Source organism: Chitinophaga sp. 10T418 (genome assembly GCF_056394125.1).
Map to the genome: position 1 here is coordinate 251,832 of NZ_JBFTHG010000011.1, position 14,279 is coordinate 266,110.

17 protein-coding genes are annotated in these 14,279 nt (G+C 42.1%); 14 read left to right on the top strand and 3 right to left on the bottom strand.

Features of this window, described 5'->3' with window-relative positions:
* The first annotated feature begins 75 nt into the window (after positions 1–75).
* From AC1DCV_RS27665 to AC1DCV_RS27685, 5 genes are all read left to right on the top strand, one after another.
* Positions 76–933: a sigma-70 family RNA polymerase sigma factor gene (locus AC1DCV_RS27665; RefSeq protein ID WP_012793808.1), complete on the top strand. Its 858-nt coding sequence runs from the start codon at positions 76–78 to the stop codon at positions 931–933.
* A 158-nt stretch (positions 934–1,091) separates the two neighbouring features.
* Positions 1,092–1,970 carry a DUF4249 domain-containing protein gene (locus AC1DCV_RS27670; protein WP_477026218.1) on the top strand — a complete coding sequence of 293 codons (879 nt, stop codon included), beginning with the start codon at positions 1,092–1,094 and terminating at the stop codon, positions 1,968–1,970.
* 17 nt (positions 1,971–1,987) lie between these two features.
* A complete protein-coding gene (trxB, locus tag AC1DCV_RS27675) occupies positions 1,988–2,938 on the top strand; it encodes a thioredoxin-disulfide reductase (RefSeq protein ID WP_477026219.1) in 951 nt (316 codons plus the stop codon).
* Between the two features lie 104 nt (positions 2,939–3,042).
* A complete protein-coding gene (locus AC1DCV_RS27680) occupies positions 3,043–3,393 on the top strand; it encodes a dihydroneopterin aldolase (protein WP_477026220.1) in 351 nt (116 codons plus the stop codon).
* Positions 3,394–3,494: 101 nt separating this feature from the next.
* Positions 3,495–4,250, top strand: a complete 756-nt coding sequence (locus tag AC1DCV_RS27685) for a hypothetical protein (protein WP_477026221.1) — start codon at positions 3,495–3,497, stop codon at positions 4,248–4,250.
* Between the two features lie 116 nt (positions 4,251–4,366).
* Here the strand turns inward: AC1DCV_RS27685 and AC1DCV_RS27690 are convergent, their stop codons facing one another.
* Positions 4,367–5,698, bottom strand: a complete 1,332-nt coding sequence (locus tag AC1DCV_RS27690; protein ID WP_477026222.1) for an MATE family efflux transporter — start codon at positions 5,696–5,698, stop codon at positions 4,367–4,369.
* Between the two features lie 140 nt (positions 5,699–5,838).
* Here AC1DCV_RS27690 and AC1DCV_RS27695 point away from each other — a divergent pair, with 140 nt between their 5' ends.
* Genes AC1DCV_RS27695 through AC1DCV_RS27710 form a run of 4 tightly spaced genes read left to right on the top strand, consistent with a single transcriptional unit; the run spans position 5,839 to position 8,197 of the window.
* Positions 5,839–6,708, top strand: coding sequence for a DUF3822 family protein (locus tag AC1DCV_RS27695; RefSeq protein WP_477026223.1), 870 nt, complete (start codon positions 5,839–5,841; stop codon positions 6,706–6,708).
* The gene (locus AC1DCV_RS27700; RefSeq protein WP_477026224.1) at positions 6,699–7,253 is read left to right on the top strand and encodes an RsmD family RNA methyltransferase; all 555 of its coding nucleotides are present in this window, start codon (positions 6,699–6,701) and stop codon (positions 7,251–7,253) included. Before AC1DCV_RS27695 ends, AC1DCV_RS27700 begins: the two co-directional genes overlap by 10 nt.
* Before the next feature lie 17 nt (positions 7,254–7,270).
* The gene (gene coaD, locus AC1DCV_RS27705) at positions 7,271–7,747 is read left to right on the top strand and encodes a pantetheine-phosphate adenylyltransferase (protein ID WP_477026225.1); all 477 of its coding nucleotides are present in this window, start codon (positions 7,271–7,273) and stop codon (positions 7,745–7,747) included.
* Between the two features lie 18 nt (positions 7,748–7,765).
* Complete coding sequence (locus tag AC1DCV_RS27710) at positions 7,766–8,197, top strand: hotdog fold thioesterase (RefSeq protein WP_441571783.1); 432 nt, start codon at positions 7,766–7,768, stop codon at positions 8,195–8,197.
* Positions 8,198–8,287: 90 nt separating this feature from the next.
* On the opposite strand, the gene AC1DCV_RS27715 is transcribed toward AC1DCV_RS27710, so the two are convergent.
* Positions 8,288–8,908 (bottom strand): NUDIX hydrolase, encoded by a 621-nt coding sequence (locus tag AC1DCV_RS27715; RefSeq protein ID WP_477026226.1) that lies wholly within the window; start codon positions 8,906–8,908, stop codon positions 8,288–8,290.
* Positions 8,909–9,095: 187 nt separating this feature from the next.
* Here AC1DCV_RS27715 and pyrE point away from each other — a divergent pair, with 187 nt between their 5' ends.
* From pyrE to AC1DCV_RS27730, 3 genes are all read left to right on the top strand, one after another.
* The gene (gene pyrE / locus AC1DCV_RS27720; RefSeq protein ID WP_477026227.1) at positions 9,096–9,731 is read left to right on the top strand and encodes an orotate phosphoribosyltransferase; all 636 of its coding nucleotides are present in this window, start codon (positions 9,096–9,098) and stop codon (positions 9,729–9,731) included.
* A gap of 52 nt (positions 9,732–9,783) precedes the next feature.
* A complete protein-coding gene (locus tag AC1DCV_RS27725) occupies positions 9,784–10,161 on the top strand; it encodes a heavy-metal-associated domain-containing protein (RefSeq protein ID WP_441571780.1) in 378 nt (125 codons plus the stop codon).
* Between the two features lie 201 nt (positions 10,162–10,362).
* Positions 10,363–10,776, top strand: coding sequence for a hypothetical protein (locus AC1DCV_RS27730; protein ID WP_477026228.1), 414 nt, complete (start codon positions 10,363–10,365; stop codon positions 10,774–10,776).
* Between the two features lie 4 nt (positions 10,777–10,780).
* Here the strand turns inward: AC1DCV_RS27730 and AC1DCV_RS27735 are convergent, their stop codons facing one another.
* Positions 10,781–11,236, bottom strand: a complete 456-nt coding sequence (locus AC1DCV_RS27735; RefSeq protein ID WP_477026229.1) for an LEA/WHy family protein — start codon at positions 11,234–11,236, stop codon at positions 10,781–10,783.
* Positions 11,237–11,651: 415 nt separating this feature from the next.
* Between AC1DCV_RS27735 and AC1DCV_RS27740 the strand changes: the two genes are divergently transcribed.
* Both AC1DCV_RS27740 and AC1DCV_RS27745 read left to right on the top strand, forming a co-directional pair.
* Positions 11,652–12,281, top strand: a complete 630-nt coding sequence (locus AC1DCV_RS27740; protein ID WP_477026230.1) for a WbqC family protein — start codon at positions 11,652–11,654, stop codon at positions 12,279–12,281.
* 261 nt (positions 12,282–12,542) lie between these two features.
* Positions 12,543–13,943 carry a type III PLP-dependent enzyme domain-containing protein gene (locus AC1DCV_RS27745; RefSeq protein WP_477026231.1) on the top strand — a complete coding sequence of 467 codons (1,401 nt, stop codon included), beginning with the start codon at positions 12,543–12,545 and terminating at the stop codon, positions 13,941–13,943.
* Positions 13,944–14,279: the final 336 nt, after the last annotated feature.

Below are 14,279 nucleotides of genomic sequence, written 5' to 3' on the forward strand. Positions count from 1 at the left end.
GTTAATAATTTTAAAAATTCGAACAAAAAATTTCTTTCGCTGTTATTTTATTTATAAACCAATACAATTTTTCATATGAGGCAACTTAAAATTGCCACCCAGATCACCAATCGTGATTCGCAGGCGGTAGAAAAGTACCTGCAGGAAATCTCGAAGATCCCTTTGTTAACACCCGAGGAGGAGACCGTTTTGGCGCAACGCATTAAAATGGGCGATCAAAAGGCTCTTGAAAGATTGACTACAGGAAACTTACGTTTCGTTGTTTCTGTTGCAAAGCAGTATCAGCACCAGGGGCTCAGCCTCAGTGACCTTATTAACGAGGGTAATCTTGGCTTGATCAAGGCGGCACAACGTTTCGATGAAACAAAAGGTTTCAAATTCATTTCTTATGCAGTTTGGTGGATTCGCCAATCCATACTGCAGGCGTTAGCGGAACAAGGTCGTCTTGTTCGTCTTCCGCAAAACAAAATTGGCACCTATAATAAAGCTAACAAAGCTTACATGGCATTTGAGCAGGAAAACGAGCGTGAGCCTTCTACCGAGGAACTCGCAGAAATCCTGGAGATGTCTGAATCAGAAATAAACAATATTTTCCAGAGCAACACCCGTCACATGTCATTGGATGCACCCGTGCACGAGGCAGAAGACGTAGCAATGGGCGATTTGCTGGAAGGTGGAGATATTACTGATGATGACGTTATGAGAGATTCACTCCGCGAGGAAATACGTAGGGTCCTGAAATCCCTGAGTCCACGCGAAGCTGAAATTGTGAATGCTTATTTTGGTCTGGATGGTGAAAACGGCGCAACAATCGAACAAATCGGTCAGAAATATGATCTGACTAAAGAAAGAATCAGGCAGATTAAAGAACGTGCTATCAAAAGGCTCCAGAAAGCCCGCTATAGTGGCGCATTGAAATCTTACCTGGGATAATCCTTTTACTCCGTTGACTATTTTGATATTTAAATAGGTAAATAACAAAATAACCAATTGAATAAATCTACTAATCCTCTTTATTCTATAAGAACACCGGCCTTGTAAATACATGGCCGGTGTTTTTATTTAGCTCACACCCCTTATTTTTGCATACTATGCGCAATACGCTCTTCCTTATACTGGTCACACTGATCTTTTCCGCCTGCGAAAAAGATATCTCTGTAAACCTGCCAGGGAACGAGCCGCAACTGGTGGTAGAAGGCCGGTTCGAGAATGGTAATTATCCCATCGTGATACTTACACACAGCCTGAACTATTTTGCCGCAATAGATCAGGCCACTTTACAGAACTCCTTTGTACATAACGCAGTGGTAACAGTTGCTGATGGTACTAAAACCATGAAGCTGGTCGAACAATCGATAGACACCGGAGGAATGAAGCTCTTTGCATATATACCGGATGTCAGACAGCCAGCCAATAACTTTACCGGAAAAGTGGCAGGTACTTACACCCTGAACATTAATGCTGACAATAAGGCATATAAGTCTGTGACAACCATCCCTACACCCGGACTGAAACTGGACTCGATCTGGTGGTCGCTGGTGAAGCTGGATAATGATAGTTCAATGGCGCGCTTATGGGTGCGGGTAACAGATTCGCCCACATTTGGTAATTATGGCCGCTACTTTACCAGCCGTAATAACGAGCCGTTTTTACCCGGACTGACCTCCGTAGTAGATGATCAGCTGGTGAACGGCACAACATTTGAAATTCCTGTGGACGCAGGTGTTAATAAGAATGAAAGGCTGGATCTGGCAACATATGCATTCTTCAACCTCGGAGATACAGTAACCATGAAGTTTTGTAATATTGACAAAGCAACCTGGGATTTCTGGAGAACAGTCGATTTTGCATATAACAGTAATGGCAATCCATTCTCATCACCTACAAAAATACTAGGGAATGTACCCGGTGCATTAGGCTACTGGGGAGGTTACACCGTAACCTATAAAACGATTATTATTAGCAAGTAATTATACAGCAAAAAAGTATGGAAAACAAGCAACAAGAGCATGTGCATTTACTGATCATCGGTTCCGGACCTGCCGGTTACACCGCTGCTATTTACGCCGCAAGAGCCAACCTTAAACCAGTATTATACCAAGGTATTCAACCCGGCGGACAATTAACCATCACCACAGAAGTTGAAAACTATCCTGGTTACCCGGAAGGTATTCAGGGTCCTGAAATGATGGTGGACTTTGAGAAACAGGCTACCCGCATGGGCGCTGATATCCGTTATGGTATGGCTACATCCGTGGATTTCAGCAAACAACCTTATAAAGTTATTATTGATGAAGAGAAGGAAATCACTGCGGATGCGATCATCATCGCTACAGGTGCTTCCGCCAAATGGCTGGGCCTTCCTTCAGAACAACGCCTGAACGGTAGCGGTGTTTCTGCCTGCGCCGTTTGCGATGGATTCTTTTTCCGTGGTAAGGAAGTTGCGATTGTAGGCGCCGGTGATACCGCCGCTGAAGAAGCACTCTACCTTTCTAAAATGTGCAGTACCGTGCATATGCTGGTACGCCGCCATGAAATGCGCGCTTCCAAAGTAATGCAGGACCGCGTACTGAAAACATCCAATATCATCGTTTACTGGAACTCAGAAACCGATGAAGTATTAGGAGATAAAAAAGTAGAAGGCATCAGGATCCTGAACAATAAAACACAGGAAAAGAAAGATGTACCGGTAAGCGCATTTTTCGTAGCCATCGGACATCAGCCTAATTCCAGCATCTTCAAAGATTACCTGGAACTGGATGAACAGGATTATATTGTAACTGTACCCGGCTCCAGCCGCACCACGGTAGAAGGTGTATTTGCCTGCGGTGACGTACAGGACAAAATTTACCGCCAGGCGGTAACTGCTGCCGGTAGCGGATGTATGGCTGCCCTGGACGCAGAAAGATACTTATCAGCAAAAGAACACCACCAATAATAGAACAATTACGATTTACGAATTACGAATTTGCGGGAAAACAACTTTAAGTAGGTCCCCACAAATTTGTAATTCGTAATTTCGTAATTCGTAATTTCTCTTTTATGCTCACTATTGCCCTCGAACAGGCTACTTTCTATGCCTATCACGGCTTATACCCGGAAGAAACGATTATTGGTAACCACTTCATACTGGATGTAGCCGTTCGTATACCCGGTACCGTGCCGGTGGACGATTTGTCTGAAACCGTGAATTATCAGGGCATTTATGAAGTCGCTAAAACAGTCATGGCAATACCCCGGCCCTTACTGGAAGAAGTGGTATACGAATTATCCGATGCGCTGAAGCAACGATATCCGGATATCCAACACAGCATTGTTAGTCTCCGTAAAATGAACCCGCCTATGGGCGCGACTATCCGCAACTCACTTGTTTCCCTGGAGAAAGATTACTGAGTCCCTGTTTTTTGGAATAGGAATGATTATCTCATTTGTAATTTTCGTAAATTTATAGCTACTAGTTAATCAACAAATTTTCACGCTGTAAAACCTGTCCTATGTTGAAACGGATCATGGCAGTTTGCTTTTTGTTATCTGCAGCCTTGTTTGTAAAGGCGCAGAGTGTCAGTGAAATGGTGGAAGAAGCCAGGCAGCTGGAAAAACAAATGAAAGAGAACGAAGCATTTGAGAAAGATAAAGACATCCTGAAAATACAACCTGCAGAATTAGATGCCCTGAATCAGGCCAGCCAATTATGCGCACGCATAGGTAACCGGCAAAAGACCAAAGATGAAAAGATCAACTACTTCAATCAGGCTAAAAGCTATGCACAGCAAGCCCTGAAAGTAAATCCAAACAGCCCGGATGCTAATCTGTCTATGGCCATCGCCATGGGCCGTATGGCACTGATCTCGGGTGCAAAAGATAAAGTCGCTGCGTCTAAAGATGTAAAGAAATATGCGGAACTGGCCATTAAATTCAATCCTTCCCTTGCACAGGCTTATCACGTGTTAGGTAAATGGAATTTTGAAGTGGCCAATCTGAATGCTTTTGAAAGAGGTGCCGCTAAAATGCTCTTCGGTGGCTTACCCGATGGTTCTCTCCAAAACGCTATCAACAATTATGAGAAATGCCGGCAACTGGATCCGGCTTTCCTGCTCAACTACTATGAACTGGCCCGCGCCTACAAAGAAAATGATCAGCAGGAAAAAGCAATTGAAATACTCAAAAAAGCATTGACACTCCGTAATATCGTTTATGATGATGCCAGTATTAAAGCCGATTGCAAGAAAATGCTGGATGATCTACAGTAGAAATAGCTTTTAGCCATTAGCTTTTAGCTTTTAGATAATGTTATGTTGATCAACCGCTGTATTTACTAAAAGCTAAAAGCTAATGGCTAAAAGCTAATGGCTAAAAGCTGTTGGTACTATATCTCCTTTCCTTTCCATTTGCCGCTACGGAGATACCAGTAACTCATCCCGAAAATGATGGTCCAGTAAATGAAATCTGCTCCCCAGGCCCATTGCAGCTCGCTGCGCATTCTTTCAATAACAATATCACAATAGAGCAGGTAGCCTATCACTGCTGCGATTTCTGTTATCAGGTTCATACGGGTATTGCCAGTACCTATCACACCACTCATCACCACCGCCGCCACTGCCATCAAAATAGTACTCAGCGTAATGATACGTATAGAAGGAATGGAGGCCGTAATCAGGTCGGCATTGTTGGTATAAATATGGAGTAAAGTGTAGGGAAACAGGTTAACGAGTATACACACTGTAGCAGCACAGCCCAGACTAATGACCACAATTTTCCGGATAACAGTAAACACCAGCTCCGGCCGCCCCTGACCAATAATATTACTCACCATCGTATTACAGGCGGCTGCCAGCGCCCAGGTAAATATGCCGAAGAACCCGAAAATACTACGGAGCATATTGGATACAGCCAGTGGCCTTTCCCCCAGATGTTCTATAAAAATGAAGAAAACAAACCAACTGCCAATACTGAAAAGAAACTGCACAATCAATGGAGCCGATACATTCAGGATGTTCTTAACAATGCTCCAGTTCAACCGGAGATAGCTGAACAAGCTGTATTCCAGGTGGTAACGACGGATAAACAAAATACTGAAAGCCACGCTGCATCCTGTCACTTCCGCAATCACTGAAGCGGTAGCTGCGCCATTCAGCCCCATTGCCACGAAGCCCAGCTTACCAAAAATGAGGGTGTAATCAAAGAATATGTTCACCATCTCCTGGAAAAGGGATGTAACAGCCAATACTTTAGAATGTCCGCTGCCAATATAAAACGCATTGGCCATGTTCAGCAGCATCAGAAAAGGGAGCCCCCAGATACGGATACGTATGAACGAAACTGCCGCTTCATATATATGGTGGTCATGCAAACTTTTGGAAAAGAACCAGGGCGCAGCCAGCAGGGTTAGTAAAATAGCTAATAGAGAGAAGAAAACACCTACCTGTATCCCATTGGAAAAAAGTTGTCCGATGCCTGCATACTGGCCTTGGCCCGCTCTGCGGGCAATCAACACCTGCATGCCGTTATTAAGACCATAGGCAATCATGTACATAACCAGGTAGTAGATCCCGGCAATGCCATTGGCTGCCAGTTCAAACTCCCCCAGGCGGCCGAGGAATGCAGTATTGGTGATGTGATTGATCTGCGGGATAATGAGTGCCAGGCATATAGGTCCGGCTATTTTGATAATCTGCCGCGTGGTAACTTCCAGTTGCATGAATCTTTTGCTGATTGAGGGTGTAAAAACAAAGATATAGCTATATGTTGATCATCTGCCCCATATAAAACAACAAAACGCCCTCACCAATTAACTAAAAAGATTATTATTGTAATTCATTTGAAAGGTAAAATATGCCCGTGGCTTATAACATCCATCCTGCATTTACAGTAGACGATGAAACCCTGCTGGAAACTGACCTCACTGCCTGTTATTTATTAGTACTGGTAGGAAGCGGAACATTTAGTTATGTAGTGTATGATCCGGTTGCTAAGAAATTTCTGGCATTGAAGTCCTATCATTTTACTCCCCGGAAGATGGCCCTGGCCGATCTGGAAATGATAGAGAACGTATTTGATACAGACAAACTGCTGTTTACCGCCTTTAAATCAATACTGCTGGCCTTTAATACCGGTAACGGCGTATTGGTGCCTCATCTGTATTATATGCCATCCATGAAAAAGGATTACCTGCACCTGGCTATGCCCGAAAAGGTACAGGAAGCTATCCTGTCGGATTTGATGCCGGGATTGCCCATGGTAAATATTTACAGCGTGGATAAGGATTTGCTGGGATTTTTGCGGAAAGAGTTTTCAACAGACGTGGTGATACATGCCAATTCAGCCCTGTTGCAATCCTATCCGTTGGACCTGGATTTTAATGCAGCAACTGGGGTGGCCTTTGTAGAAGTGGAACAACACACCTTCACGGTGACTGTATATGCCGGTGGTAAACTCCTGATACAACAGGAGTCCGACTACCAGACAGGACTGGATGTGGTATATAATGTGGTGAATATCCTTCGTCAGCTGGGGCTGAATGAACAGGTGGTAAAGGTAAAGCTGGGAGGAGCTGTAGTCACAGATGCGGGCGTATACCAGGAAATGTACAAATTCATTCCACACCTGGAATGGATGCAACGATTACCGGGTTTCAGCTACATTACTAAAATGCAGGAAATACCGGGTTATTATTTTCATAATTTATATGCGTTAGCGTTATGCGTATAATCGGAGGAGCTAGTGGAGGACGAAAAATACAACCACCTGCAAAAATGCCGCATACCCGCCCTACTACAGATTTAGCAAAGGGTGGGTTGTTTAATATCATTGAGAACAACCTTGATATTCCATCTTTAAAAACACTTGATATTTTTGGAGGTACGGGAAGCATCAGCTACGAGCTGGCTTCCAGAGGCGCAACCGATATAACAGTAGTAGAAAAAGATCCCGCAATGGCTGCGTTTATCAGTAAAACGGCCCTGAGTTTAGGGATTTCTACCCTGAAAACGGTAAAAATGGACGTTTTTAAGTACCTGCAGCAATGCACGGAAAAATTTGACCTGATCTTTGCTGACCCTCCTTATATGATGGAAACACTGGACCAGCTGCCATTACTGGTATTTGAGAAAGAACTCCTTCATCCGGAAGGCTGGTTGATAGTAGAGCACACACAACACAAGAAGTTCCAGGACTATTCTTATTATCGCTCTGAAAGAAATTATGGTGCTACGGTTTTCTCTATTTTTATTAACCGGGAAGCATTAAAACGCTGACAAATAATTTATAAGTCATGAGGATTTGTTTATTCCCAGGTACATTCGATCCCATTACCCTGGGGCATACGGATGTAATTAACCGTGGGCTTGATTTGTTTGATCGCCTGGTGATTGGCATTGGCGTAAACAGTAGCAAAACGCCTATGTTTGCACTGGAAGAGCGGATGGCCTGGATCCGGGAAATTTATAAAGATGATCCCCGGGTAGAAGTAGCTTCTTACTCCGGACTCACGATTGACTTTTGTAAGAAACTGGATGCCCGCTTCATTCTGAGGGGTATTCGTTATGTAAGTGATTTTGAATACGAAAAGGCAATTGCCGACGTAAACCGCACCGTGGCGCCGGAAATTGAAACTATTTTTTTAACGACTGTGCCGCAGTATTCAAGCATCGCTTCTACCCTGGTAAGAGATCTTTACCGTTATGGGGGAGATGTATCACCTTTTCTTCCTAAAGCGGTAATGGAAGGTATTAAGCGCGTTAAGCAATAATTTTTTAAAGTAATTGATATGAAAACGATCTGGCATAACACCAAAATTTCACTGGACCAGCTGAATGAAATGGGGGAAACAACGATGGCTACCTGCCTGGGGATGGAGTTCACTGAAATAGGGCCGGATTATCTTAAAATGATGATGCCGGTAGATCACAGAACAGTACAGCCATATGGTTTACTGCATGGTGGGGCTTCTGCAGCACTGGCGGAAACTGTAGGCAGTATGGCATCGGGGCTAATTATTGATCCGGAAAAACAGATTTGTGTTGGAATGGAAATTAATGCCAATCATGTAAGAGGTGTGAGAAGTGGCTATGTACATGCCTGCGCCAGGCCTTTGCATATTGGAGCCAACAGTCATGTTTGGGATATCCGTATTACAGATGATCAGCATAAGCTGGTTTGTGTAAGCCGGCTTACAGTAGCGATTCTGGCCAAACGATAAGGTTGGCAGCGCTGATGGCTTCATAACAGGTAATGAGCGGCTGGTTATTTTATACAGTATTATTACAGCAAATAACCAGCTGACAACTCCCTACAGGTTAGAAGCCCTGAATACTTCCCTGATATTTTCGTAGGAAAACTTCAGATACTTGTCTACATTTTCCGGTTTAACCCATTCCAGATCCTGTATATCTTCTTCTATTTGTGGTACAGTTAATTCGGTACCTGTAAACAGCATACGGTACCAATGGGTATGTTTCAATACCTTTTTATTTTTCATCGGGTAATAATGATACGTTTCTATAATTTTATTTTCCAGTGAAATGGTATGTAAGCCTGTCTCTTCAGCTACCTCACGCAGTGCGCAGGTTTCCAGGTCTTCTCCCGGATCCTGTTTGCCCTTTGGCAGGTCCCATTTACCTCTGCGGAACATCATCAGTACTTCTCCGGCAGGGTTGGTAATTAAGCCACCGGCAGCTACGAGTGTGGTGAAGTGAAGGGATACTTTTTTAAAGAGTTGTTTTACATCTGGTGCAATAAAAACCGCTGCTTCCTTTTTCCCGTCTTCCAGCTTCTGTAATACGCTTTCCATTTTGATAGGATCAGGGTTATCGTACACTTTCGCTTTTGCAAATTGAGCCGGAATGTTGGTTGTATCTGCACTCAATAAGAGTGGCCGCTCGTTGAGATAGATAGTAATAGTTGCTTGCATGCCGCAAATGTAACGAGGATCAGAATAAGTAGATAAAAAAGAGCGTGGAAATTTGAATTGGTAATATGGAAGTAAAATATTCCGGGTGGGAAAACTCCTTTCTGGTAGCTATTTTGCTGTTTTACCAGTTTACTCAATTACTAGTTTACTAGTAAAATAGTAGAAATAAACTACTTTTGGCGATTGTATGAGTAAAGTTAGCGAAAAACAAGTTGCAGAAAAATTACTGCAGGTGCAGGCTGTAAAATTAAGTCCTGCACAGCCCTTTACATGGGCTTCCGGCTGGAAATCGCCGATATATTGCGATAACAGGAAAATTTTATCTTTTCCTTACGTGCGCGACTATATTAAATCTGAGTTGTGCAACCTGGTATTCGAAACTTTTCCGGATGCAGCAGTGATTGCAGGAGTAGCTACAGCAGGTATTCCGCATGGTGCACTGGTAGCTGATCAATTGAAACTGCCTTTTATTTATGTGAGATCCAAGCCTAAAGAACATGGCATGGGTAACCAGATTGAAGGCGTTTTGCAACCAGGTCAGTCAGTAGTCGTAATAGAAGATCTTATTTCTACGGGCAAGAGCAGTCTGGAAGCCGTACAGGCCATTCGTGCAGCAGGTGGTGAAGTAATAGGGATGGTGTCTATCTTTAACTACGGTTTCGATGTGGCGGTGAAAGCTTTTGAAGCAGCGGGTGTTCCTTTCCATTCTCTCAGTAACTATAGCGCTATGATTGCGCTGGCAGAAGAAAAAGGGATTGTTTCTGCAGACGAAATTTCCACTTTACAAGCCTGGAGAAGTGCACCTGATCAGTGGGGGAGGTAGTTCATATTTGTATATCACATTTTTTGTATATTCGGGTATTAATATTACAACTATGCGCATCCTAAAATTAGTAATGTTGTTCCTGGTAGCCAGTGTAGGTATGGCTATGGCCCAGCAGAAACAGAAGTCGATTGAAACCGCTAAGATCAGCACGCCAACGGTGCAGTGTGAATCCTGCAAGAATCGTATTGAAAGATATATGTCACACGAAGAAGGTGTACAGTCTGTGAAAGTTGATTTCAAAAAACATATCACTACTGTTAAATACTGGACAGACCGTACCAATATTGAGAATATCAAGACAGGTATCGCCAATGCAGGATATGACGCAGATAATATTACTGCCAATCCTGAGTCTTACGCGAAACTCCCTACCTGCTGTAAGAAGCCGGAAGATGGCGGCGGCATGGCAAAAGAGAAGAAGAACTAATATAATGATAGCCTTTAGCGGTTGGTTCTCCGGTAAACACGGAAGAATAGCAGCTAAAGGCTATTTTTAACATTTAAAGTTACCACCATTCCCATCCTGTTCAACCCGCTGAAACATCATCTCACTGCGCTTCAGCAAACGCTTTCTCTTTTAGATCCATCTGACATCAATTTTCACCTGCTGGCCCTCGGCGGCTCGCAAATGGATATGTATGCCGGTGATCTTCCTACAACAGCTATTTTCAGTGAAGTAAGAAGCCAATTAGCGTTGGCTGGTGTACACAACCGTGCTGATTATGAAGCGTTCCTGGCGCAAACAAATGATTATGCGACATTGACATTATCCGATACTTCGAGGTGGATATTACGATTGGCAGCAGATAAGGACAATTATATACATCTGCATCCGGGACGGTACAGCCCGCATACTTTTCGCGTAAAAGCGGCTGCACTTAAAACTGCCCTTGCCTGGCGGATGGCAAAGCAACATGATTTATTGACAGGAAATTTGCTGGAAGACCTCAATTATTTACGCAACGGATTAAGGTTGTCTCCGCTTAGAAATATCGCGGAAAGCAGTCACATTTTGGAAATAATGTCCTTGTTGAGTGATTAAGGGATCAGAAGAAATTTAAGGCTTGTCTGGTTTCGCACTTAATAGGAAAGGGCAGAAAAATGCCCGCTTTACCTACTTTACAATTGCCGGTTGCTTTTATGGTCACTTCTTTATTGGCAAAAGCGCTCAATGCATTTTTAAACACGTTCGCCATATTTACTTCCAGTTTTACCGGGAAGTAAAAAGTATCTCTGGCTGGAATAGAAATGGTGGTATCCTGCATGGAATGGCCGACTTCGGTATCATCAAAAAACAGGTCAAAATTTGCGTCCTTTAATTGCAGGCGAAAATTATTAGGATTGTAATATGCCAGGGTCATCCGTACAATACTTTTGCTCATACCGATCTCATCCAAATCGATACCAGCTACTCTCACAAACTGAATATCTTTTGTTTTTTCGCAAGAGCTTGCTACTCCCCAAATCATAAAAACTGCCACTAACAATCGGAAAACTTTCATCGGCTGACCAGGTATTTTAATTTATGTCAAACCTACTGCAAAGGTTTTAGTTATCAAAAAAGAGAACCTGAATTGGGAAACTTTTAACGGAGGGATTTTTATATCGGGGAGGTAAGGTTAAAGAATGAAGCATAAAACACATATAAATAAAATAGTTCTTTAAAAAAATAGATTATCTTCACATTTCCTCCTCTGTTCGCTAAAAATGAACAAAAAAGCGACTAATTTCTTTAGTATTTTTGCATTTCGGTAACTTTTAACGAAAGTAGTGGTGTGCTAATTATTTTAGCATATGATTAATAATCCTATGAATTGTTAATCATTTACTTAAAGTTAATTGTTAAGTATTTATGTATAAGTGATTGTCAGGTGAGGAGAACCATTTTCCTACACATGGCAGTAAAATTTTGACATTATGACAGAGAATGCAGGAGAAAAGGTATTACTGATTGAATCTCAGTATTTTCCACCAATTGATGCATATAAAACTTTAGTAAAACACGATATATTACAGATAGAGAAATATGAGCACTATCAAAAGCTCAGTTACAGGAACCGTTGTTATGTTGCTGGTCCAAATGGCCGTATGATTTTAAGTGTGCCTTTGGCGAGAGGAAAAAATCAACGGACTGTTATGAAAGATGTCCGGATCAGCAATGAGGAGAAATGGCAGGGGCAGCATTGGAAAACGCTCGTGTCTGCTTATCGGCGTTCTCCCTGGTTCGAATATTATGAAGCGGACCTGCAGGAACTGTTTGAAAAGCCCTTCGAATTTTTGCTTGACTGGAACCTAGCCTGCTTCGAATGGGTGAATAGCAAGCTCGGCATTAAAATGCCGGTGATCTTTACAGAGAGCTATCAGAAAGAAGTCAGTGGTGTAACGGATGCCCGGGAAAGTATTTTACCGGGAGCCGCAGCACGGGAGGCAGAGCCCGAATACACGCAGGTATTCCAGGAGCGTACCGGCTTCATTCCCGGCCTTAGTATCCTCGACTTGCTTTTTTGCGAAGGAAAACAGGCAATGGAAGTATTGAAACAGCGATAAATAAAATATTGAATAATATTATTTAACTGCCTGGTTTGTAATTGTTTGTATATTTGCCCGGGTAATTGTGCTTTTTTAATGAATACCTCCCGAAAAAAATTGAGGTGGCAATCAACAAAATATTTAGATTTGCAACCTATTTTGCTGGGGTTCGAACTGACGTAGGTGTGTAAACCAGGAGTTTCCCAGTGAGGGAAAAAAGGATTGTTATCCTGTTATTTTTTTCTATTACTAATTCCTAAAATTCATTTGCAGTACTAAATGAACAACACCTACACAGACCTCGTTAAACAGACCTTTGAATTTCCCCAGGAGGGCTTTGAAGTAAAAGACAACTACCTGGAGTTTAATGGTTTGGACATTAAGGCTTTGATTGACAAGTACGGAACGCCCTTTAAGTTGACCTACCTGCCTAAAATCGGGATGCAAATCAACAAGGCCAAGAAAATGTTCCATGATGCTATCAAGAAGAACAGGTACGAAGGAGAGTATTTCTATTGTTATTGTACTAAAAGCTCGCATTTTTCCTTTATTATGGAAGAAACGCTGAAGCATGGTGTGCATATAGAAACTTCCTTTGCTTATGATATTGACATCGTCAATAAGTTATATGAGCGAAAGAAGATAAATAAAGAAACCTACGTAATCTGTAATGGTTTTAAGACCAAGTCTTATACAAGGTCTATTGCACGACTGATCAATAGTGGTTTTAAGAATGTAATACCAGTACTTGATAACAAAGAGGAACTGGAAGACTATAAACGGAACATCAGAAGCAAGGATAAGGTGAAGCTGGGACTGCGTGTAGCAGCAGAAGAGGAGCCAAGCTTTGATTTCTATACTTCCCGTCTTGGTATACCTCCCCGTGATATCCTGGAGTACTACGTAGATAAAATTAAAGGGAATGAGAAGTTTGAGCTGAAAATGCTTCACTTCTTTATGAACAAGGGTATAAAGGATGACATTTACTACTGGAGCCAGTTTAACCGCGTAATAAACCTTTATTGCCAGCTGAAAAAGATCTGTCCAGAACTGGATAGCATTAACGTAGGTGGTGGTTTCCCGATTAAACACTCTTTAGGTTTTGATTACGACTATAATTATATCGTAAACGAAATTGTTGCTAACATCAAAAGCATGTGTAAAAAGAATAAGGTACCTGTACCTAACATTTACACAGAGTTTGGTTCCTTTACTGTAGGGGAAAGTGGGGCTGTAATTTACAGTGTGATTGGTGAAAAAATGCAGAATGACAGGGAGTCCTGGTATATGATAGATAGCTCTTTCATTACTACTTTACCTGATACATGGGGCATTGGTGAAAAGTTCCTGATGTTGCCTATTAATAAATGGGACCAGGAATACCAGGAAGTACATCTCGGTGGACTTACCTGTGATGGATACGATTTTTATACATCTGAAGAACATATTAATGCTGTGTTTCTGCCTAAGCAACAGGCATCCGGTGAGCCGCTGTATATAGGATTTTTCCATACAGGTGCGTATCAGGATCAGCTCAGCGGGTACGGTGGTATTAAACACTGCCTCATACCTTCGCCTAAGCATGTGATTGTAGGATACGACAAAAACGGTCAGCTGAAAGATTGGTTGTATGCGAAAGAGCAGACTTCCCAGAGCATGTTAAAGATTTTGGGTTATTAAAAAAATGGGTTAGTAATCCTACTGAAAGCCCCCCGATTATTCGGGGGGCTTATTTTTTTTCATTTTTTTTCTCTCAGTATGATAAAAAAAGGCTTTCATTTTACTGAAAGCCCTATCATGGCATAGGTTAGATGATATTCATCGGGCATAAGGAAAATAGGAGATGAATATTGAGGTTGTAAAGATATACTTATCCGCAGCCATCGATAAGCCCCGAAAGTTGTAATTTTTTCTAATCTTATTTTAATAGAAATACTTGTATTAGCAACAATATATTATCATTATGTCCGAAAATGATGCAAATGGTAATATTTACTTCTCCATATAATATAAATA